Annotated in this window: 18 protein-coding genes; 17 read left to right on the plus strand and 1 reads right to left on the minus strand. The window is 56.9% G+C overall.

The window, feature by feature from the left end:
* Window positions 1-33: 33 nt before the first annotated feature.
* From LIO98_RS03135 to LIO98_RS03215, 17 genes are all read left to right on the plus strand, one after another.
* Entirely contained in the window at window positions 34-1,005 is a 972-nt protein-coding gene (locus LIO98_RS03135) for a ribose-phosphate pyrophosphokinase (protein WP_291953258.1), read from the plus strand.
* Between the two features lie 62 nt (window positions 1,006-1,067).
* On the plus strand, window positions 1,068-1,730 hold the full coding sequence (locus LIO98_RS03140; RefSeq protein WP_291953260.1) for a 50S ribosomal protein L25: 663 nt from the start codon (window positions 1,068-1,070) through the stop codon (window positions 1,728-1,730).
* A gap of 178 nt (window positions 1,731-1,908) precedes the next feature.
* Window positions 1,909-2,493 carry an aminoacyl-tRNA hydrolase gene (pth, locus tag LIO98_RS03145; RefSeq protein WP_291953262.1) on the plus strand — a complete coding sequence of 195 codons (585 nt, stop codon included), beginning with the start codon at window positions 1,909-1,911 and terminating at the stop codon, window positions 2,491-2,493.
* Window positions 2,480-5,587: a transcription-repair coupling factor gene (gene mfd, locus LIO98_RS03150; RefSeq protein ID WP_291953265.1), complete on the plus strand. Its 3,108-nt coding sequence runs from the start codon at window positions 2,480-2,482 to the stop codon at window positions 5,585-5,587. The genes pth and mfd overlap by 14 nt, the downstream gene beginning before the upstream one ends.
* Window positions 5,588-5,616: 29 nt before the next feature.
* Entirely contained in the window at window positions 5,617-6,417 is an 801-nt protein-coding gene (gene mazG, locus LIO98_RS03155; protein WP_291953267.1) for a nucleoside triphosphate pyrophosphohydrolase, read from the plus strand.
* Between the two features lie 16 nt (window positions 6,418-6,433).
* Entirely contained in the window at window positions 6,434-6,667 is a 234-nt protein-coding gene (locus LIO98_RS03160; protein ID WP_066744287.1) for a NifU family protein, read from the plus strand.
* A 15-nt stretch (window positions 6,668-6,682) separates the two neighbouring features.
* A complete protein-coding gene (locus LIO98_RS03165) occupies window positions 6,683-7,678 on the plus strand; it encodes a PhoH family protein (RefSeq protein ID WP_291953270.1) in 996 nt (331 codons plus the stop codon).
* Window positions 7,641-9,812, plus strand: coding sequence for an HDIG domain-containing metalloprotein (locus LIO98_RS03170; protein WP_291953272.1), 2,172 nt, complete (start codon window positions 7,641-7,643; stop codon window positions 9,810-9,812). Before LIO98_RS03165 ends, LIO98_RS03170 begins: the two co-directional genes overlap by 38 nt.
* On the plus strand, window positions 9,787-10,284 hold the full coding sequence (ybeY, locus tag LIO98_RS03175) for an rRNA maturation RNase YbeY (protein WP_291953274.1): 498 nt from the start codon (window positions 9,787-9,789) through the stop codon (window positions 10,282-10,284). Before LIO98_RS03170 ends, ybeY begins: the two co-directional genes overlap by 26 nt.
* Window positions 10,285-10,288: 4 nt before the next feature.
* Entirely contained in the window at window positions 10,289-10,705 is a 417-nt protein-coding gene (gene cdd, locus LIO98_RS03180; RefSeq protein WP_291953276.1) for a cytidine deaminase, read from the plus strand.
* A gap of 31 nt (window positions 10,706-10,736) precedes the next feature.
* Window positions 10,737-11,654 (plus strand): GTPase Era, encoded by a 918-nt coding sequence (gene era / locus LIO98_RS03185; RefSeq protein WP_291953278.1) that lies wholly within the window; start codon window positions 10,737-10,739, stop codon window positions 11,652-11,654.
* Window positions 11,651-12,364 carry a DNA repair protein RecO C-terminal domain-containing protein gene (locus LIO98_RS03190; RefSeq protein ID WP_291953280.1) on the plus strand — a complete coding sequence of 238 codons (714 nt, stop codon included), beginning with the start codon at window positions 11,651-11,653 and terminating at the stop codon, window positions 12,362-12,364. The genes era and LIO98_RS03190 overlap by 4 nt, the downstream gene beginning before the upstream one ends.
* A 49-nt stretch (window positions 12,365-12,413) precedes the next feature.
* A complete protein-coding gene (gene glyQ, locus LIO98_RS03195; RefSeq protein ID WP_291953282.1) occupies window positions 12,414-13,313 on the plus strand; it encodes a glycine--tRNA ligase subunit alpha in 900 nt (299 codons plus the stop codon).
* On the plus strand, window positions 13,313-15,367 hold the full coding sequence (glyS, locus tag LIO98_RS03200) for a glycine--tRNA ligase subunit beta (RefSeq protein WP_291953285.1): 2,055 nt from the start codon (window positions 13,313-13,315) through the stop codon (window positions 15,365-15,367). Before glyQ ends, glyS begins: the two co-directional genes overlap by 1 nt.
* 119 nt (window positions 15,368-15,486) lie before the next feature.
* Complete coding sequence (gene ppdK / locus LIO98_RS03205; RefSeq protein WP_291953287.1) at window positions 15,487-18,123, plus strand: pyruvate, phosphate dikinase; 2,637 nt, start codon at window positions 15,487-15,489, stop codon at window positions 18,121-18,123.
* A 121-nt stretch (window positions 18,124-18,244) separates the two neighbouring features.
* On the plus strand, window positions 18,245-19,105 hold the full coding sequence (locus LIO98_RS03210; protein ID WP_291953288.1) for a GNAT family N-acetyltransferase: 861 nt from the start codon (window positions 18,245-18,247) through the stop codon (window positions 19,103-19,105).
* A gap of 167 nt (window positions 19,106-19,272) precedes the next feature.
* Window positions 19,273-20,289 carry a deoxyguanosinetriphosphate triphosphohydrolase gene (locus LIO98_RS03215; protein ID WP_291953290.1) on the plus strand — a complete coding sequence of 339 codons (1,017 nt, stop codon included), beginning with the start codon at window positions 19,273-19,275 and terminating at the stop codon, window positions 20,287-20,289.
* Between the two features lie 66 nt (window positions 20,290-20,355).
* On the opposite strand, the gene LIO98_RS03220 is transcribed toward LIO98_RS03215, so the two are convergent.
* Window positions 20,356-22,656 carry a PBP1A family penicillin-binding protein gene (locus tag LIO98_RS03220; protein ID WP_291953292.1) on the minus strand — a complete coding sequence of 767 codons (2,301 nt, stop codon included), beginning with the start codon at window positions 22,654-22,656 and terminating at the stop codon, window positions 20,356-20,358.
* Window positions 22,657-23,108 lie beyond the last annotated feature (452 nt).

Here is a 23,108-nt window from a genome sequence, read left to right on the forward strand (position 1 = left end):
TCTTCACGGAATTATACTAAGGAGGAGAATGAAATGTCCGCAGGATTACGAGAGGTAAAAATATTTTCGGGCAGCGCAGACCCGCAGTTCGCGGAAAATATCTGCATGAATCTCGGCGTACCTCTTTCCGCATCAAAGTTGTTCAGATTTTCCGACGGCGAGATCGGTGTCTCTATTGAGGAGAGCGTACGCGGCGCAGACGTATACGTCGTTCAGCCAACCTGCGAGCCGGCCAACGAGCATCTTATCGAGCTGCTCATCATCGTGGACGCGCTGAAAAGGGCTTCGGCTTATCACGTCAATCTTGTCATGCCCTACTTCGGTTACGCGCGTCAGGACAGAAAGACCCGTTCCCGCGAGCCGATCACGGCTAAACTGATCGCCAACCTTCTGGAGAAGGCCGGCGCAGACCGTGTGATCGCGGCGGACCTCCACGCGGGACAGATACAGGGATTTTTCGACATTCCCGTCGACCACCTTACCGGCATTCCCCTCCTTGCCTCATACTTCCACCGCATCCTTGCGAAGGAGATCGAACAAGACCTTGTGACCGTCGTATCTCCCGACATCGGCGGCGTTGTGCGCGCGAGGAAGTTCGCGGAGCAGCTTAACAACGCCGACCTTGCCATTGTCGACAAGCGCCGTTCGCACGAGGTCGCGAACCAGTGCGAGGTGATGGAGATCATCGGCAATATCGACGGCCGTACCTGTATCCTCGTCGACGACATCGTGGATACCGCCGGCACGATCGTGAAGGCCGCGGAGGCTCTCAAAGAGCGCGGCGCGAAGGCGGTCTACGCCTGCGCCACCCATGGAGTACTTTCTGGACCGGCGATCGACAGGATCAAGGGCTCCGTGATCGAGGAGATGGTCCTGACGGATACGATCCCGCTCAAAGAAGAAAAGCAGACCGCAAAGATCACTGTGCTTTCGATAGCCCCTCTCTTCGCCGAGGCGCTGAGACGGATCCATTCGGAGCATTCAGTAAGCATTCTCTTCCGTTAAGTACGGAGTGAGATATGATTTAGAAAAACAGAAGTGTAAAAAATACTGAGGAGGAAACACCCATGGCTAAGAATCAGATAGTAAAACTCGACTTCACGAAAAGAGAAGTCACCGGAACGGGAGCCTGCCGTAAGATCCGTTCGAAGAACCTCATCCCCGTAGTACTCTACGGCCCTGACTACAAGAGCGGCCTTGCCGGTACGGTATCGGCGAGAGCCATTGCGCCGCTGGCAAACAGCGGCCATAGAGAGACGACGCTCATCGAGCTTGCGATCAGCGACGGCACTACAGTCTCCGCGCTTATCCGCGACGTGCAGCGCCATCCGCTCACCCGTCAGATCCGCCACATCGACCTCTATCAGGTCCTCAAGGGCCATAAGCTGAAGGTGGAGATTCCTATCCGTATCGCCAACGTCGATACGGCGAAAGGCGTCAAAGAGGGCGGTCTCCTTACGCACAGCACGCGCCTCGTTCTTGTCGAAGTGCAGCCCAGCGATATCCCCGAAGAGATCGTCGTCGACGCGAAGGATCTCGAAATGGGCGCCGAAGTATTTGTGAAAGACCTCCCCGTTCCCGAAGGCGTCGTCATGCTGACGGACCCCGAGGTCCTCGTTCTTCACATCTCGGCTCTCAGATCATCGGACGACGAAGTTGCCGAAGGAGAAGAGGAGAGCAAGGAAGTCGAAGTCGTTGCCAAGGGCAAGGCGGCCAAGGAAGAGGAATAATAGCTTTACCGACTATATATGCAGTGAGCGCGGCAACTTGGCGTCGGCCCTTGACGGCGGATGTCAAGTTGCATCGTTGTCTTATGCCTGTGCTCCTGTCGGAGGATATTGTGGCTTTTCGTTAAAGACGCTTAGTATATATTACGCGTCTTTTGTTTTATTTATGGGATGATAGATCATGAAACTTATCGTTGGCCTGGGAAATCCGGGATATGAATATGTATGGACGCGCCATAACGCCGGATGGACGATCGTCGATTCTTTTGTGGCAAGGCTGGGGCTGCGGGAGCCGCAGATAAAGTTCCGCGGAGCCTATTGGGGCCCCGTCATCTGTTGCGGCGAACGCGTCTCATTTCTTGAGCCTCACACCTACATGAACCTGAGCGGCCTCTCCGTCGGCGAGGCCGCGCGCTACCAGAACCTGGAGCCCGAGGATATTCTTGTGATATCCGACGACGTCGCGCTGCCCTTCGGGCGTATACGTATGCGCAAAAGCGGTTCGGCGGGCGGACAGAACGGTCTTAAATCCATAATCGGCGCGCTTGGGACTCTCGACGTGCCGCGTCTGCGCGTTGGTATCGGCTCTCCCGAGGGGCGGATGGACCTCAAAGATTGGGTGCTCGGCAAGATACCGCAGGAACAGCGCCGGGAGTGGCACAAGATCGAGGATGCCGCCTGGGAGGCGCTGGAGCTCTGGCTCTCGGGAGACGTGGACAGGGCGATGTCGAAGGCAAACGGCTTCCGGTTAAATGTCGGAGAATAAAGATCTCTGCCAGGGAAGCTCCCTGGCGGCGCTGGACGAAGATCTGTGGCTGCGCAACAGGGGAGTGCATCTCGCCTCAAAGGGGGCGATGCGCCCCTGGGTCTGCCGTGATATAAAACATCCCCTGCTCGCGCTGCTGCCGGACGCGCGTCAGGCGCGCGATTTCGCGGCGGACGCCGAGGAGCTTGGCGTCCTTGATAATGTGAAGATACTGCCGGAGATGATACTCGCCGAGGATGATTTGAAGAGCGAGGCTCAGCGAATCGTGCGCGGCGACATCCTGGAGAATTTCCGATATAAAGGCGGCGTTCTCGCCGCCACCCCCGCCTCCCTGATGGCGCCCTTCTCGACCGGCGGGGACTATATGGAGCTGGAGTGCGGCAGGGAGGCCGGGCGCAGCCGTCTTATAGACTGGCTCGCGCAGAAGGGCTACGAGCGGAGCGACCTCGTCTGGACCCCCGGTCAGTTCGCCGTCCGCGGCAGCATCGTCGATATTTTCAGCCCCTCTGACATGTACCCCGTCCGCGTGGAATTTTTCGACGACGAGGTGGAGAGTCTCCGCTTCTTTGTCCCGGAGACCCAAAAGAGCCTGCGCACCATCCGCAAAAGCTCGGTGCAGAGTCTTGTCTCAAAGTCCGACAACCGGCTGGAAAACTATTTCCCGGATAATATGCGGATACTCTTCTTTGATCCGCACGGGCTCGATACGACTGCGGAGAACGCCGTCTGGCTGTGGCAGAGCCTCGACCGCGAAGACAGCGTGCCCTGGGAGGCATGGGAGAAGCTCTGCGCCGGTTTCACCGTCTACAGGCGGCTGCGTATCCTGCCGGACGTAAAAAACTGCGCCGCGCGTATGGCGGTGATGCAGTTTCCCAACTTCCGCGGCAAACTAAAAGAGGTAGAACTCTACTGTCTTTCCATGAACAAAGACGGTTACAGGATAAAGGTCGTCTCTGAGGCGGAACGCAACCTCCAGTGGGCGCGGATCAACGGCTTCGAGGCCTGCGAGGGAATATTGAGCGAAGGTTTTATCGACAGCAGTTCCAAGTACGCTGTGATGACCGACCTTGAACTCTCCGGTATCACCGTCGCCCGTCGGCGGATAGAAAACCGCGCGCCGAGCGACTGGGGTGCGGGGCTTATTCCGGGACAATGGGTCGTCCATGACGAATACGGCGTCGCCGTCTACCAGGGGGCGGAGCAGGTAAAGACCGCCGACGGCGAACAGGAATATCTAATTCTGCAGTTTGCCGAGGAGCGGCGGCTGCTTATCCCGGTGATGCAGTTCCATAAAATTTCGCCGTGGTCGCCGCTGCCGGGGCAGGAACCCACCGCCGACAACCTCAAGGGCTCACACTGGAAGCGGGCCGCTTCGCGGGCGAAGCAGATGGCGGAGCAGGCCGCGGCGGAGCTTATCAAAATATACGCCGAGCGCGAGGTGAGCAAGGGCTTCTCCTTCCCCGACAACCGGGAGATGATGCGCGAACTTGAGGAGAGCTTTACCTATAAGGAGACCATCGATCAGCTGCGCGCGATCGAGGATGTGGAGCGTGATATGGAACGCCCCGTGCCGATGGACCGCCTTATCGTCGGCGACGTCGGTTTTGGCAAGACCGAGGTCGCGATCCGCGCGGCGGGGAAGGCGGTATTTGCGGGAAAACAGGCGGCGATCATGGCGCCGACGACGCTGCTTGCGCAGCAGCACTTTGAGACCTTCACCGCCCGCTTCGCGAATACGCCGATACGCGTCGAGGTGATATCGCGTTTCGTCCCCGTGGGACAGCAGAAGCGCATATTGCAGGATCTCAGCGATGGCAAGGTGGACATCCTCATCGGCACCCACCGGATATTGACAGACGACGTGAAATTCAAGGACATCGGCCTCATAATCGTAGACGAGGAGCACCGCTTCGGCGTCATGCATAAGGATCACCTTAAAAAATCGATGCCGGGCGTCGATGTGCTGATACTCTCGGCGACGCCGATACCGCGTTCGCTCTCGCTTTCCATCAGCGGACTGCGCGACATGTCGATATTGCAGACGCCGCCCCAGCGTCGGCTGCCGGTAATCACCGTGGTGCGTCCCTTCTCCGAGGAGCTTCTGAAGAGCGCGGTGCTGCGCGAGAAGAACAGGGGCGGGCAGATATTCTTCGTCCATAACCGTATAAACGACCTGCAGGAGCGCGCCGTCATGCTAAAGCGCCTCTTTCCAAAGCTCAACATCGCGGTGGCGCACAGCAAAACGACGGAATCGGCGCTCGAAAAGACGATGTCCGAATTTGCCGTGGGAAAGATAGATATCCTCGTCTGTACGACGATCGTCGAAAGCGGGCTGGACATACCGGCAGCGAATACGCTGATCGTCGATGACGCGCACGAGCTGGGGCTCGCCCAGATGTACCAGCTCCGCGGACGTGTCGGACGCCGTGAGGAGCAGGCCTACGCCTTTTTGTTCTATCCCAGCAATGTCCACATCTCCGTTGAGTCCAGCGAACGGCTGGAGGCCATCGCCGAGCTTGACGAACTGGGGGCGGGTTACCAGCTCGCGCAGCGCGACCTTCAGATACGCGGCGGCGGCGACCTCATAGGCATCTCACAGCATGGCAACTCAAGTAAGATCGGCTACCAGAAATATTGCGACCTGCTCGCGGAAGAAATTTCCAAGATAAAGGGTACCTACAGGCCGCAGATGGAGCTGGAGATCGGCTTTCCCGTCTCCATTCCCGGCGATTATCTGCCGCAGGAGAATCTGCGCGTCACGCTCTACAGACGGCTGCTCAAAACCGACTCTCTGGCGGAGGTCCGCGAGCTGCGGGAAGAGACGGAGGACCGTTTCGGCAGGATACCCAACGAGCTGGATTTTCTCTTCAATGTCGCGGCGGTCAAAGGCGCCTCCTGCGATCTGGGGCTCACGAAGATGATCTGCAGCCGCTACGAGCTGGTATTGCAGGGCAACCCCGACGGCGCCTGGGAGCGGCTGCAGCTGCCGCCCAAATGGCGCCGCCGTCTTGACGGTTTCATCGGCCCCGGCGGGTTTGCGGGAATTAAGGATATCGCGCGGATAATTCAGGAACAAAATCCCGCGTCAATCTGATAGAATAGAGCAGGCGGGAGGGATTTGCCATGCAGGAAGAAAAGTCAATGTCGGAAAAATTTGTCAGGCTGGTCGAAGTGATGAAGCGCCTGCGCGCGCCGGACGGCTGCCCCTGGGATAGGGAGCAGGACTACATGTCGCTGCGCCGCTACATAATCGAAGAGGCCTATGAGCTTATCCAGGCGATAGAATCGCAGAATATCCCGAATATGTGCGAGGAGTGCGGCGACCTCATGCTGCAGGTGGTCTTTATCTCCTGTATGGCCGAAGAACGCGGCGACTTCACGATCTCGAACGTGATGGATGGGCTTATCAACAAGCTCGTCAGGCGCCATCCCCATGTTTTCGGCGATATAAGCGTCAAAGATTCCGACGATGTGCTGCGCAACTGGGAGCAGATAAAAACGGCGGAGCGCAAAGGCAAGGATGAGGATTCCTCTTATATGGCCGGTATCCCCCGCGGAATGCCCGCCCTGCTGCGCGCCTACCGGATACAGGAGCGTGCCGCGAAGCCGGGATTCGACTGGCCGAAGGGCGATACCGCGCCGGTATTGGCCAAGGTCGAGGAAGAGGTCGCGGAGCTGAAAGAGGCGATGGCCTGCAAGGGCAAAGAGGATGTCGCGGAGGAACTTGGAGATCTCATCTTCGCCGCCGTCAACCTTTCTCGCCATCTGGGGATAGATCCTGAGATCAATCTCCACCGGGCCTGTGAAAAATTTGACGCCCGTTTCAGGGATGTGGAAAAGTCGGTTGAAAAATCAGGCCGGCCGTGGAAAGATTATACCTTGGACGAGCTGGACGAATTTTGGAAAGAAGCAAAAAACAAATAAATTTGGAGGAATTCTTATGACGACAGAGGAAAAAATCAAGGAAGTACTTGCGAACCACGTATCACCCGCGCTTCAGTCACACGGAGGCGACTGTTCTTTCGTAAAATACGACGAACCCACCGCCACGCTCTATGTAGCGATGGAGGGCGCCTGCGGCAGCTGCCCCTTCGCGCTTGAGACGCTGCGCATGACCGTCGAGCAGGCGGTCATCGCGGAGGTGCCCGAGGTTAAGGCGGTAGAAAGGGTATAGGCGAATTCTAAAGTAATGAAAGAAACAAAACAGGAGGCCGAAAATCTCCTCTCGCTTACCGACGCCTCCGTCGTGAAGCTGCTCGCCGAGCACGAAGAGATACTGCGCCTTGTAGAGCAGAGCTTCCCCGTCAAGGTATACGCGCGGGGCAGCTCGCTCTCTATTAAGGGCGACGACGAAGCGCTGATAAAAAAGCTTGAGAACCTGCTCGTGCAGTATGCCGAGCTCTCGCTCTCCGGCCATAAGTTCAACAGCGCCGAGATACGCTACGGGCTCCACAGCATCCAGAACGGCGAGACGGTAAATCTGCGGTCGCTCTACAACGACATTGTCTGTATAAGCAACCGGGGCAAGGCCATCCGTCCATATACGAACGGACAGAAGGGCTACATCCAGGCCATTCGCGACAACGATATAACCTTCGGCATCGGCCCCGCGGGCACCGGAAAGACCTATCTTGCCGTCGCCCAGGCCGTCGCCTATCTGAAGTCCGCGAAGATCAGCCGCATCATCCTCGTGCGTCCGGTAGTCGAAGCGGGGGAGCGCCTCGGTTATCTTCCCGGCGATATGAACGAAAAGGGCGCCCCCTACCTGAGGCCGCTCTATGACGCATTTTATGAGCTGCTTCCGGCGGAGAGGTTCGACCGTTACTTTGAAAAGGGCGTCATCGAGCTCGCGCCGCTGGCCTATATGCGCGGGCGCACGCTCAACGACAGTTTCATCATCCTCGACGAGGCGCAGAACACGACGCCCGAGCAGATGAAGATGTTCCTTACGCGCCTCGGCTTCGGCTCGAAGGCCGTAATAACGGGGGATATCACGCAGGTCGACCTGCCCGGCACAAAAGAATCAGGGCTAAAGGTTGTGCAGGATATCCTGAAGGGTGTCCCCGGCGTCTCCTTCATCAAGCTCAACGACGGCGACGTGGTGCGCCATGAGATAGTACAGAGAATAGTGAGGGCCTACGAAGACTATGACAGACGGAGAGCAGAAAAACAGGCTGAAAGATAATTTAAAGGCCGTATTCGGCAAATTTTCATTCAGGCGCGAAAACAGGCAGTATATCATTTTTCGGGCTATCCTCCTCTGTGTCGCGACGCTGCTTGTAAGCGTCAACTGGTACATGTTTGACCGGAGGGAGAACTACCAGATCGGTATCCCCTCCGAAAGGACATACTTCGCCCTCACCTCCGCTCGCTATGAGGACCGGGCGGCGACGCTCGAACTGCGCCAGCGCGCGGCGTCGCGTATTATCGACGTCATGGTGCAGGATGAAAAGATCGCCTTTGAGGTCTCGCGGCGTCTTGAACTGCTGGAAAAGGGCGAACTCAAACAGCTATTCAACGCGCCGCTGCTCAGCATCTACAACAGGCAGAGCGCCGCCTCGCAGAGAGAGATCGTCGAAGCCGCCCTCGATATTGGCCGGAAGGTCCGCGACGAATCGACGGATCGTGAGCAGCAGACCACCCTCATCTGGAAATACCTTAAAGAGACGAAGCTCTCGCAGTCCGAGCGCAATGTCGCCTTTCAGATGCTTGACGTGGTTCTCAACCCCTCGCTGCAGTCCGACGGGGAGATGGTCCAAAAACTGCGCGAAGATGTCGCCGCGCAGATACCCTCCGTCATAAAGGAGATACGTCCTGGCTCCGTGCTGGTACAGAAGGGGCAGGTCGTCACCCCTTCGCTGGCGAAGCTGCTTGCCTCGCAGGGTTATCCGGACGCCACCTTTCCCTGGAAACACCTTATCTTTATCCTTGGCGCGATCACCATCTGGAGCTTCTGGCCGGTGTGGATCGCCAGTGGCCTGCGTGAAAAACTTTCGATGCGCGAGTGGATATACATCGCCGTCGTGCTTTCCGTCGTCTGGACCCTCGAGGTCGTCTTCGCCCGCTTCGGCGGCTACTCGATGGCGGTACTCGGCCTTACCGGCTGGCTCTGCCTTACACTGCCCGTATCGCTTTCATTCCATATCATCTTCGGCGGCGGCGTGATCAGCGTCATCATCGCCTTTGGCACCAACCCCGGCATCGTATGTCTCGGCTGTATCCTCGCGGCCTTCTCCGCGGGTATTGGCCGTATCCTCTTTATTGACCCGCCAAACCACCGCATCACCATCTGGCGCAATCTCTTTTTCCTTGGGCTCTGCCTCGGCGCCGCCTCGATCTGTATTCACTGGGGGCTCGGCCTCTACTTTGACTATAATCTCGCCCTCGGCGCGGTGCTCTTCAGCGCGATCTGGGGGACGATCGTCGTCGCGCTGCTGCCTCTGTGGGAGAATGTCTTCGACGTCCTCTCGCCGCTGCGGCTGCTCGAACTGAGCCACCCCTCGCAGCCGCTTATCAAGAGGCTGCAGATGGAGGCTCCCGGAACATACAACCACGTCCTTATGGTCGGTACGCTCGCCGAGGCGGCGGCAGACAAGCTGCACATGAACGGGCTCCTTGTAAAGGCGGGCGCCTACTACCATGACATCGGCAAGCTCAAGAACCCGCAGTATTTTGTTGAAAACCAGCGCCACGGCAAGAACATCCACGACAGCCTGCCGCCGACGCTCTCGGGGCAGCTGCTGATATCGCATGTGAAGGAGGGGCTTGATATCGCCGCGCAGACCAACCTGCCAAAGTCCCTGCGCCGCTTCATCAGCGAACATCACGGCACCACCTCGCAGAGGTATTTCTACGAAAAGGCGAAGGCGCTCGGCGAGGATGTCACCGAGGCCCAGTTCCGCTATCCGGGGCCGCGGCCGCAGTCGCGCGAGACGGCGCTCGTAATGCTCGCAGATTCCGTGGAGGCAGCGGTCAAGGCGCGCAACAAGCCCTTTGAGAACAACAGGGAGCTCTCTGATTTTATAAATCAGGTCATTCGCAGCAAGATCGAGAGCAACCAGCTCAACGATGTTGACTTTACGATGAAGGAGATGTCGCTGATCACGGAGGCCTTCATGGAGGTATTCCAGGTGACCTACCATTCCCGCGAGGTAAAGAATATCAACGAGATAATCAAAGAGGCCAAGCTCAAGGGCGGAGAACATAAAGAGATACCCGCCGGCATGATCGAAACCGCCGTCGTTCCTGTCGCCGATACCGGCGAGACAGAGAAAAAAGAGGAGGATGAAAAGGATGAAAACCACGATACACTGCGGTGAGATATTTAACGAGAGCAACAGCTCCATGTGCTGCGGCGAAAGGATAAAGAAGCTGGAGAAAATACTGTCCGCCTATCTTGAAGAAACCAAGATCCTCCCCGAGGCGGCCGCGGAGTGCGAGATATCGCTTACCTTCGCGGATGTGAATCAGATCGCCGGGATCAATGAGGAATACCGGGAAGTTGCCGGTCCTACGGACGTGCTTTCCTTCCCGATGTGGGAAAATGAGGACGGCGGGTTCGAGCCGCCGGAAGACTGGGAGCGGCTTACGCTTGGCGACATCATCGTCTGCCCAGAGATCGTCGCGAAGAACGCCGCCGATAACGGCAAAACCGCAGAGTATGAAACGGTGCTCGTCATCTGTCACGGTTTTCTTCACCTCATCGGCTTTGACCATGCCGACGACGCGGAGCGCGAGCGTATGTGGCAGGTACAGGATTCTCTGGTCGCCGGATTTTTTGCGGAGGGCTAGGACGATGGCTGAGAACCCGCTGCTTGAGAAAGCGGCGGCGAAGAAACTTCTCGCCGAGGCCGCCCGGGCCCGGGCGGCGGCCTACGCCCCCTATTCGGGTTTCTGCGTCGGCGCGGCGCTGCTATTCGAAAACGGCCTCACCGTCTCCGGCTGCAACGTGGAGAACGCCAGCTACAGCCTCTCTATCTGCGCGGAACGCAACGCGATGACGACCGCCCTCACCAAAGGGCTGCGTCTGCCGCTTGCCGTCGCCGTGGCCGGTCCCGAGGGCGTTTTCTGCCCGCCATGCGGCGCCTGCCGCCAGTTTCTCGCCGAATTCAATCCCGATATGGCCGTAGTGCTGAAGGATGCCGACGAGCCTGTGATCTATACATTAAGAGAGCTGCTGCCGCTTTCGTTTTCTTTGGAGGAAAATCGCTGAGGCGGCGCGCACGAAGAGAGAGTGAATGTTAATGAGTGAAGAAAAAAAATTCCGCAGCGGCTTTGCCGCCCTGCTGGGACGTCCCAACGTGGGAAAATCGTCGATAATAAACGCGCTGCTCAAAGAGAAGGTGGCGGCGGTCTCACCGAAGCCGCAGACCACCCGCAACGCCGTGCGCTGCATATATACCTCGGAAGACGAACAGATCGTCTTTGTGGACACCCCAGGCATCCATGTGCCTCAGCATGCGCTGGGCGACTTTATGATGAAAGAGGCGGAGGAGTCTCTCATGCTTGTGGACGCCGTCTGCTATGTCGTCGAGGCGCAGGACCGCGCCGTGAGCGAAAAGGACGAAATCATCCTCAAAGTGCTGGAGAATGTCTCGCAGCCCGTTGTGCTGGCCGTGAACAAGATCGACAAGCTGGCGGACTTTGAGGACTATAAAAAGGCCGCGGCGGTCTATGAAAAATATATAAAACCCGCCGCCGTCGTTCCCGTGTCGGCCAACAACCGCCGAGGGCTGGAGGAGCTCGCGGCGGCGATCAGCGCCCTGCTGCCGGAGCAGCCGCCGATCTATCCCGAGGATATGCTGATGGATTCTACGGAGCGCTTTCTCGCCTCGGAGGTCATCCGCGAGAAGATATTCCGCCACACCAACGAAGAGGTCCCCCACGGAGTGGCCGTGATCATTGACGAGTTCAAGAGCCCCGACGAGTTTCCTGATAAAAAGGTCTGCGATATCCGCGCCACGATAATCGTCGACCGTCCCGGACAGAAGGGGATCATCATTGGTAAGAACGGCGCGATGCTGAAACAGATCGGCAGCGAAGCCCGCAAGGAGCTTGAGGAGAAATTCGGCCACAAGGTATTCCTCCAGCTTTGGGTAAAGGTGAAACCCGGATGGCGCAAATCGCCGGAAGAGCTGCGGAGGCTGGGGTACAATAGTTGATCCCCGTCCAGCTGCCGCAGGGGCACTACTCAAAGACGGGAACGGTGCTTCTAAGAAGGGATTCCTCCAGGGAGGGGCAGTCCCTTCTGCTTTTTATGCGCGAGTTTGGCCCGCGGTGGGTCAGCGCCCCCGCGGCGACGGGAAAAAACCGCTTCGGAGGTTCCACCGAACCGCTGACCTGGGGCGAATTTTTACTTTACCAGAGCCCGTCAAAACTATATCTGCAGGGCGCGGAGGTCAAAGAGGACTTTCTGTCGCTGCGCCAGTCGCCGGCGTCCCTTCTCTGCGCGCTGCGCATCTATAAGCGGACCTCGAAAGAGGCCCCGGCGGACTGTGAGAACGACGCGCTGCTGCGGATGCTCTGGAGCGCGCTGGTACAGCTGCGCGAAAAATGTCCCTCCTACATCGTGGAGCTTCGTTTTACCTGGAAGCTGCTGAATCTTATGGGGATCGCCCCCTCCCTTGACCTCTGCGTCGAATGCGGCGGTCTGCTTACAGAGGGCGGCCGGCTGACGCAGGCGGGGATGTGCTGCCGCCGCTGTTCGCAGGGCAGGGGGGAGGAGGTGGGCGCCGATGAGCTCGCGGAGCTTAGGCGGGCTGTCGCCCTTCCGCATGAAAAATTCATCCTCTGGTCATGTGAAACACGTCAAAAAGATTGTTATATTAAGAATTTAAAAATGTTATCGCCATATTTTAGCAATATGCGCTAAAATAGTTCAAATATAGAAGAGCAGCACTCATCAAAGGAGGCAACAGAAGGTGAATTTTCAAGAGATAGTTATGCGCCTTGAGCATTTTTGGGCTTCTCAGGGTTGCGTCATCCAGCAGCCGTACGACTTGGAAGTCGGCGCCGGTACGATGAATCCCGCTACGACACTGCGTGTTCTCGGTCCTGAGCCCTGGCGCGTAGCTTACGTTGAACCTTCCAGAAGACCAACAGACGGAAGATACGGAGAAAACCCCAACAGGCTTCAGCATTATTACCAGTACCAGGTCATCATCCAGCCGACGCCCGACAACATCCAGGAGATGTATATCGAAAGCCTGAAGGTTCTCGGCATCGATCCGGCGGAGCATGATATCCGCTTTGTCGAGGACGACTGGGAAAACCCGACGACCGGCGCCTGGGGGCTTGGCTGGGAGGTCTGGCTTGACGGCATGGAGGTCACTCAGTTCACCTACTTCCAGCAGATGGGTTCGCTTGACATGGATGTCGTGCCCGCGGAGCTCACCTACGGTCTCGAAAGGATCGCGATGTTCGTCCAAAAGGTCGACAACGTTTACGACCTGCAGTGGGTTGGCGAGATCAAATACGGCGACGTTCACCACAAGGGTGAGGTCGAAAATTCGACATACAACTTTGAGATCGCCGACACGGAGATGCTTTTCAATCTATTCAACAAATACGAGGCGGAGTCGAAGCGCGTGCTTGAGGCAGGGCTTGTGCTTCCCGCCTACGATTACGTCCTTAAATGTTCGCATTCCTTCAACCTGCTCGACGCGAGAAACGCCATCAGCGTCACCGAGAGGACCGGCTATATAGGCCGCGTTAGAAACCTCGCCTCCGCCTGCTGCCAGGCATACGTCAAGCAGCGCGAGGAGATGGGGCACCCGCTGATGGGAAGATTTGACAAATACGAAAAAGGAGGCGTCCGCTGATGTCCGACCTTCTCTTTGAAATAGGAACCGAAGAAATACCCGCGAGGTTTATGCCGAAGACGCTCGCCGACCTCGTCCAGTACGCGGAAGAGGAGCTCTCCGGAGCGCATATACCGCACGGCGGGATCAAGTCGGAGTGCACGCCGCGCCGCCTCGTTATCACAGTAAAGGATCTCTCCGACCATCAGGAGGATTCCGTAGAGGTCTCAAAGGGGCCGATGAAGGCGCAGGCCTTCGACGCCGAGGGCAACCCCACAAAGGCGGCGCAGGGTTTCGCGCGCAGCAAAGGGGTCGAGGTCTCAGAGCTTAAAGTTGAGACCATAGGCGGCGCGGAGTACGTCGTGGCCGAGAAGCGCACCAGCGGGCAGCCGACGATGGAGGTCCTGCCCCAGCTCCTTGAAAAGATCATCCATCGCCTCTCATTCCCGAAGAGCATGTACTGGGCCGACAAGACGGTGCGTTTCGCGCGTCCCGTGCGCTGGCTCGTGGCGCTCTACGGCGACCGTCCCGTCGATATATCATTCGGCGGCGTAAAGAGCGGTACCGCCTCCAGGGGCCACCGCTTCATGGGGAGCGAGTCCGTGCCGGTGAAAGACGCCGCCTCCTACGCGGCGGCGATGCGTGAAAATTTTGTCGTCACCGATCCTGAGGAACGCAAGGCGATGATACTCGCCGGCGTCGCCGAGATCGAAAAGGAGCTTGGCGCGAAGGTCACCGTCGATCCCGAGCTGCTTGAGGAAAACGTACATCTCAACGAATACCCGATACCCTTTTACGGCAGCTTTGACAAGGAGTTTCTCGACATCCCCGCCGAGGTGCTCATCCTCTCGATGGCCAAAAACCAGCGTTACTTCCCGGTCCATGACGCGAACGGCAAACTGATGGCCAACTTCATCGGCGTCAGCAACAACCGCGCGAAAGATATGAACGTCGTGCGGGAGGGCAACGAGCGCGTTCTGCGCGCGCGTCTCTACGACGCGGCCTTCTTCTGGAAAGAGGACCAGCAGAAGTCGCTCGACACCCGCGCCGAAGAGCTCAAGAACGTGACCTATCAGGAACAGCTGGGCTCCGTCTACGACAAGGTGCAGCGTATCAAGAAACTCACCCTCTGGCTTGCGGACGAGCTTAAAAGCGACGTCGACCGGACAAAGCTCGCGCGCGCCTGCGACCTCGCGAAGGCCGACCTTGTCATGAACATGGTCTACGAATTTTCCGACGTGCAGGGAGTCATGGGACGCGAATACGCGCGTAAGGCCGGAGAGCCGGAAGAGGTCGCCCTCGCGCTCTACGAACAGTACCTGCCGAGATTCGCTGGAGACGAGCTGCCCTCGCATATAGCGGGCGCGCTGCTTGGCATCGGCGAGCGTCTCGATACGCTCGCGGCGATATACAAGATAGGGCTCGAGCCTACCTCGTCGCAGGACCCCTACGGACTGCGCCGCGCGGCAAGGACCATCAACGAACTTATCTGGGGACTCTCCCTCGACATAGATATGGACAAGGCCCTCGAAATGGCGGCCGCGCAGCTTGAGCTTGCGCCGGAGCGTATAGAGAAGATGAAGGCCTTTATCGCCCTGCGCCAGCAGGTGCAGCTGCGCGAAAAGGGCTTCAGCCATGAGGCGGTGGCCCTCGCGATGCAGACCGTTCCCAGCCGTCCTTTGCAGATATACCGTCTGGCCGAGGTACTGACCAAGGCGAGCGGCGAGGCGTGGTTCGCCGAACTCATCACGGCGGCGGTGCGCGTGAAAAATCTGCTCTCCAAGTCAGGGGAAGAGGCCGGCTCCATCGATGCCGCGAAATTCACCACGGAGGCGGAAAAGAATCTCTACGGAGAACTTGGCAAGCTGACGAAAGAGGCCAAGAGCGCCGTCGAACGCTGCGAGTGGGATAAACTTGCCGCGACAATGGCGGAGTTGGCTCCGGTGATCGCCCAGTTCTTTAACGACGTGCTCGTGATGGACCCCGATCCCGCGGTGCGCGCCAACCGTATCGCGCTGCTTAAAGAATGTCAGGCTTTCTTTATGCAGATCGGAGATTTCAGTATATTGAAATAATAAGTTTTTGGCGTAAAGGGTGTTACAATAGCGGTAGTTTCTAAGAGGTAAAAAAACTGTTAAAACGCGGTAAATTGTTGCGTTGACTGTTTTTATTCTCATTTCGAGGAGGTAGTAGCATGGTTGAAGCAAAAAAGTACATTTACGACTTCAACGAAGGCAGCGCCGACATGAGGACGCTACTGGGCGGCAAAGGTGCGAACCTTGCCCAGATGTGGAAGATAGGACTTCCGGTACCGCCAGGATTCATCATTACCACCGAAGCTTGCCATAAATACTGGGAGGAAAAGGATTTCATCACCAGCATTTGGAGCGACGTTGAGGCCGCGGTGGCGAGAGTGGAAGAGCTTGCCGGGAAAAAATTCGGCTCCTCGCAGAATCCCCTCCTTGTATCGGTACGCTCCGGAGCTCCCGTCTCGATGCCGGGAATGATGGACACGATCCTCAACCTCGGACTCAACGATGATACAGTCGCCGCCCTCGCCAAATCGGCGGGCGACGAGAGATTCGCCTATGACAGCTACCGCCGTTTCATTCAGATGTTCTCCGACGTCGTCCTCGAGGTAGACCTTGACAAATTTGAGGAACGCCTCGCGCAGGCGAGAGAGAACGCCAGCGTGAAAGAGGACTACAAGATCCCCGCCGAAGAGCTCAAAAAACTCGTCGTCGACTACAAGAAGATCGTCGAAGAGGCCGGACATACATTCCCCTCAGATCCCTGGGTGCAGCTGCGTCTGGCGATAGACGCCGTCTTCCGCAGCTGGAACACGCCGCGCGCCATCACCTACCGCAAAATAAACAACATTCCCGCTGAATACGGTACGGCGGTGAACATCGTGACGATGGTATTCGGAAACCTTGGAGACGACTGCGGCACCGGCGTCTGCTTCACAAGAAGCCCATCCAACGGAGAAAACAAACTCTTCGGAGAATACCTCATCAACGCCCAGGGCGAGGATGTCGTCGCCGGTATCCGCACCCCTGTGCCTATCACTTCGCTCGAAGCGGCGATGCCCGAGGTCTACAAAGAATTCCACCGTATCGCGAAGCTGCTTGAGACCCACTACCGCGACGCTCAGGATATAGAATTTACCGTTGAAAGAGGGAAACTTTACATCCTCCAGACCCGTAACGGGAAACGCACCGCGTCTGCGGCGGTGAGGATCGCGATGGATATGCTCCACGAGGGACTCATCGACGCGGCGACCGCGGTATCGCGCGTCGCTCCGGAACAGGTAGAACAGCTGCTTCACCCGCAGATCGACCCGAAGGCCAAACGTAATGTGATCGTCAAGGGACTCCCCGCCTCGCCAGGCGCGGCGGTCGGCAGAGTGGTCTTTGACGCAGACGAGGCCGCCGAACGCGGTGGAAAGGGCGAAGCCGTCATCCTTGTTCGTCCCGAGACGACCCCAGACGACATTCACGGTCTCTTCGCGGCACAGGGCGTTCTCACAAGCCACGGCGGAATGACGAGCCACGCGGCCGTCGTCGCCCGCGGCCTCGGCAAGCCCTGCGTATCCGGCGCGGAATCGGTGAAGATCGATCTCGCGGGCGGGACCTTTACCGTCGGCGGCGTCACCGTCAAGAAAGACGACTTCCTCACCCTTGACGGAACCCTCGGAGACGTAATCCTGGGGAAGATGGAGCTCATCGAGCCGCAGTTTGACGAAAACTTCCGTGAACTGCTCGAAAACGCCGACAAGATATCGAACCTCCAGGTATGGGCCAACGCCGATACCCCGGAGGACGCGCGCCGCGCCCGTGGTTTTGGCGCGAAGGGCATAGGCCTCTGCCGCACCGAACACATGTTCATGGCCGCCGAGCGCCTGCCGGTCATGCAGGAGATGGTCGTCTCCACCACCACGGAAGAGCGCGTGGCGCAGCTTAAAAAGCTCGAAGTGATGCAGGAAGAGGACTTCCTCGGTATCTTCGAGGCGATGGAGGGACTGCCCGTAACGGTGCGTCTCCTCGACCCGCCGCTCCACGAATTCCTGCCGAAAATACCGGAGCTGACCAAGGCCCTTGAGGGACTCGCTCCCGAGAGCGCTGAGGCGAAAAAGATCAACGCCACGATAGCCCGCGCGCGCGAACTTCACGAACAGAACCCGATGCTCGGTTTCCGCGGCTGCTGCTTGGGCATGATATTCCCAGAAATCTACGAGATGCAGGCCCGCGCCATCTTCAACGCCGCCTGCAAGCTCACCAAAAAGGGACTGCACATTATCCCCGATATCATGATCCCGCTCGTCGGCACCCAGGAAGAGATGAAGCGTATGCGTAAACTCGTCGATGAAATCGGCGCCGCGGTTATCAAAGAGAGCGGTGTATCGCTTGAATACATGGTAGGTACGATGATCGAGCTGCCGCGCGCGGCCATGGTCGCCGACCAGCTCGCCGAATATGCGCAGTTCTTCAGCTTCGGCACCAACGACCTCACGCAGACCACCTTCGGTTACTCGCGCGACGACGCTGAGGGTAAATTCCTCGGACAGTACGTCGAGATGGGCGTCTTTGAAGAGAATCCCTTCGCGCGTCTGGACCGTGACGGTGTCGGCGCTCTGATGGAGATCGCGGTGGAGAAGGGGCGCTCTGTACGTCCCGAGATCCAGCTCGGCATCTGTGGAGAGCACGGAGGCAACCCCTCCAGCATCGCCTTCTGCAACAAACTGGGCCTCAACTATGTGAGCTGCTCGCCCTTCCGCGTGCCGGTCGCCCGCCTCTCAGCGGCCCTTGCCGCCCTTGGAGTGCTTAAATAGTCCGGCGACGGCTGATCACTGAAATAAAGTAAACAGGGGCCGCGTCCTTCGTGCAGAGGGAGGCGGCCCCTGTTATTACGTTATTATCACAGAGAGGGTGTGAGGCGCGCTGAAACACATATTGAACAAAAACATAAGAGAAAATGCGGAGCTTAGAGGCAGCTTCTTCGCGTTGGCGGAACGTGTCTTTGGACTGTCCTTCGCCGGATGGTACGCTGAAGGCTACTGGCGTGAAAAATATATTCCCTATGCGCTGACGTATGGAAATGACGTCGTTGCAAACGCATCCGTGAACATTATCGACATGGAGTGGCGTCACAAACCGCGAAGATATATTCAGATTGGCACCGTTATGACCGCGCCGGAATACAGAAAAAGGGGATTTTGCCGCCGACTGCTTGAAACTATACTGAAAGACTGGCGTAAAGAGAGCGACGCGATATATCTTTTCGCCAATGACGGTGTTCTGGACTTTTATCCGAAATTCGGTTTTGAAAGAGCCGTACAATATCAATATACGGTGGAGCTGCGGCACAGGCGGCGTATTGGCGAAACCAGAAAACTCGATATGTCCGCTGCCGCGGACGTCGCGATACTTGAGGAGTATTACAAAAAATCAAATCCCTATTCCGCGTTTACGGAGAGGGATAACTTCGGGCTGCTGATGTTCTATTGTTCCTCCTTTATGAAAGATTGCGTCTATCTATCCGAAGATTTGGGCGTTGTGGCGGTAATGGGCAGGGAAAGCGAAAATCTGATCTGTTACGATATATACGGCGACGGAGCACGTCCACTGCTGGAGGCGCTTGAAACCTTTGCCGGAATTGAAGCAAAGAACGTTCTGCTTGGCTTTACCCCGACTGATTTTATATCGATGGAGGGCGTTGAAGTCGGCGGCGGCGATACGCTCTTTATGCTCAAAGGAAAAGAAAATTTATTTTGTCGTAACAGAATATCTTTCCCGCTCCTTTCCCATGCGTGACCGATAAATTATGTTTTGAGGGCTGGAATGTTGTACAGTAAGGCTTCCGTTGGCTATAATAGGGAGGAGGATATCTACCGGCAGGGGAGACCCTCCGCGCGCTGTCGTGGCTTGCGGCCTGCGACGGCCTTAAGCTGACAAACCTGCCAATAAATGGAGAAGAATAGATGACGATACGCGAACGTTGGGAAGAGATAGAGAGACAGATACTGGCCCCGCAGGCCTGTTTGGCGGTGAACAGCAGGGGGCGCGAGCGCCCGGAGGAGCCCTGCGCGATACGCACCTGTTTTCAGCGCGACAGAGATAGGATCATACACTGCAAATCATTCCGCCGGCTAAAATACAAAACCCAGGTACTGCTGCTGCCGGAGGGAGACCACTACCGGACACGGCTCACCCATACCCTTGAGGTATCTCAGATCGCGCGTACCATATCGCGCGCGCTGCGCCTCAACGAGGACCTCACGGAGGCTGTCGCGCTGGGACATGACCTCGGCCATACCCCCTTCGGACACATGGGCGAAACGGTGCTTGACAGGCTTGCGAAACAAAACGGCCTGACTGGATTCCACCATGCGGCACAAAGCCTGCGTGTCGTCGACCGCATTGAGAAAGATGGCCGTGGGCTAAACCTCACCTGGGAGGTGCGTATGGGGATCATTCAGCACTCTAAGGGACAGGTGGACGTCCGTTCCGGCTATGACCTAACCAATCCTACGACAATGGAGGCCTGGGTCGTCCGTGTCTCCGACTCTCTGGCCTACCTTAACCACGACATCGATGATGCCCTGCGTGCCGGTCTCATCGAGGATAACGAGATGACGCCTGAGATGCGGGAGGTCGTCTCCATACCAAACTCCAAAAGAATAAACGGTATGATCATGGATGTGATTGAAAACAGCACTCCGGAGGCGGTCCGATTCAGCGACGATATGCTTGGGTACATTGAGCGGCTTCGCAGTTTCCTCTACCGCCACGTCTACACACGCGCCAACGCTCAGATAGAAGATTCCCGTGTTGAACATGTCCTCACGGCGCTCTTCAACGCGCGCATGGATAAAAACGGCGGTTCCGCACAGGAGGCGGTTGACATGATATCTGGTATGACCGACCGGTACGCCCTCCATCTCTTCCAGAAGACCTTCGTGCCGAGCCCCTGGCCGGATCCGAAAAATATAATATAAAGCGAAGGCCGGAGCGTCAAAACTCCGGCCTTCGCTTTTTGTATTCGTTTACGGTAATTTCTGTATTTATTCGATAATATTATACTTTCGAAGCAATTCCTGATACTTTGCCTCCATATCCGTCTGCTGGCTTGGATCTTTCTTATAAGGATCAGCGGATGAACTCGGCAGCTTTACCGGCTCCTTCTCTGGAGCCTTCTTCTGCGGTATCGGCGCGGAATCAGTCTGCCCAGAATTGTCCTGAGGCTGTGTGAGGTCCTCCCCCGCAAGCTTCATCGCATACTTATTGGAGGTGGCCTCGTCATCGATAGGCGCCAGCAAAAGCTGTGGGGCGTTATCATCCGCGCGCGCCGCCGAGAGCGAGCCTCCATGCCACGGGCAGATGGATGTAGGCGCGCGCCCCTGCGCCATCAGCAGCGTTGTCGCGGGGCATCCCTCCGCCGCGATGAACCCTGTTGTCTTGCAGACCCTTACGGCCTCAACCTCAGCGTCGCCGGGGATGGAGAAGGAAGAGGGCAGGTTCATCTTTGAGACCGCGTATGAGACAAATTCCTTCCACACCGGCAGCGCCGCGACCGCGCCGGTAGACCTGCCGCCCAGCGGTTTATGATTGTCGTTGCCGATATATACGACCACGACAAGTCCCGGGACTCCCCCGACGAACCAGGCGTCCGTCCAGTCGTTTGTCGTACCGGTCTTACCGAAGGTCTCGTAATTGGGGATCTTGGCTCTCGCGCCGGTTCCCCAGCCTGTGACCTGTTCGAGCATAGAGCGTATCGAGACGGCCGTTGTGGGGGAGATCGCGCTCGTCAGCTTGGGGCCGTTCTGCTCCAGAGATTCCCCGCGCTGGGAGAGTATCTCCTTCACGGCATAAGGCTCCACCTTATAACCGTTGTTTGCAAAGGTGGAATAGGCGATAGACATCTCAAGCGGCGTTACGCTCGCCGTGCCGAGAGCCACCGAAAGATCGTCCGGCAGATAAGGGGTCGTGATACCGATGCGGCGCGCAAGATCGGCGATACGTCCAACGCCGTCTATCTGCGCAAGACGCACCGCGGAGGTGTTGATCGATTTCGCGAGTGCGGTGAGCAGCGTTATTTCGCCGTCATACTTATTGGAGGTATAGTTGCTCGGTGACCAGCCGTTAGGGAAAAGCAGCGGCGCGTCGAGTATATGGTCCACGCCGCGGTAGCCCTGTTCAAGCGCCGTCGCGTAGACGATCGGTTTAAAAGACGAGCCGGGCTGGCGGTAGGCCTGCGTCGCACGGTTAAACTTGCTCTTATCGAAATCACGGCCTCCCACCATAGCGAGGATCTCTCCCGTATTCGGGTCCAACGCGATAAGCGCCCCTTCATGCGGCATCTTTGAGACGATCTCCTCCGCCTTCTTCTGAAGGTCGATGTCAAGCGTCGTGTGGACCTTTAGGCCGCCGCGGTATATCTTATCGGTACCATAGTTGGGAAGCAGCTGCTTGAAGAGGATGTACGAGACAAAATAGGGCGCTCCTTCCAGAGATATAGAGTTAGTCCGCGCCGTGCGTTTGGCGAGAGCCGGATTCTTGTTTAGATAGGAATCGTAATCATCTTTTGAAATCCAATCAAGATCCAGCATTCGGCACATGACGTAGGCCTTTCTCGTCTGCGAGCTCTTTCCGCTCCTAAAGGGAGAATATTTCTCCGGCGCGGCTACGAGCCCCGCTAAAATCGCCGACTCGTCTATCGTGAGGTTTTTCGGCGCTTTGGCGAAATAGGTCTTTGCCGCCGCCTCCACCCCGTAGGCGCCGTGTCCCATATATATGGTGTTCAAATACATCTCAAGCAGCTGATCCTTAGTGTATATCCTTTCAAGGCGTAGCGCCAAAACCGCCTCTTTCGCCTTGCGGATGATAGTCTTCTCATTAGAGAGGAACAAATTTCTCGCCAGCTGCTGTGTTATCGTGCTCGCGCCCTGCTTTGCCCCCATATGGAAAATGTCTACGATTATCGCGCGGACGATCGCGACCGGCCTGATGCCGGAGTGGTCGTAAAAAGAGTCGTCCTCCGCCGCCAATATCGCCTTGACCATCCAGGGAGAGATCGCATCGAGCTTCACCCAGGTCCTGTTTTCCTGGAAAAGCTGCGTTACCACTTTACCATTGCGGTCATATATAGTCGTCGCGAGACTTGGTTGATGGTCGAGCATATCCTGATAAGAGGGCAGCGTATTCGTGATGTCCTTCAGGAAAAATATCATCGCTACCGCGACCACCGCGCCGATAACGGCGGCTAGCAGGAGCAGTGATGAGAATATTGAAAAGACAAAGGACTTCTTTTTCTTGGTCTTATGTTCCAGCGAAAAGTCCTTGTCATTGCGTGTTGCATACGACATTATTTATTTACCTCCGAAGTCGATCGTACATACAACGGCATTATATCATATATCAAAATTTTTCCAGCCGTGTCGCGATATATTCGACGGCCCTATCATAGACGGAATGGCGTCACGCAGATGAATCGCCAAATAGTGTAGAGAGGAAATGGAAATGCGCGTCTGTCCCCTATTATGCTGGGCGCTTGGACAAGATGGCGGTTAAATAGGTCGGAGTTGAAAGATATACGAAATTTTTAAAAATAGGGGGTTGCAATTTTTAGCAATCCGTAATATACTACCTCCTGTCGCCGATACGAGGCACTACGAAATCGGAAACGGCGGCGTGAACCATGTCAATAGAATACAGTGCATAAGGAATAAAAAGAATTGTTTATAGCAATTCCAGCGAGAGAGCGCTAGGAATCAAACGGAGAGTTTGATCCTGGCTCAGGACGAACGCTGGCGGCGTG

This window comes from Cloacibacillus sp. (assembly GCF_020860125.1).
In the GTDB taxonomy this organism is placed as follows: domain Bacteria; phylum Synergistota; class Synergistia; order Synergistales; family Synergistaceae; genus Cloacibacillus.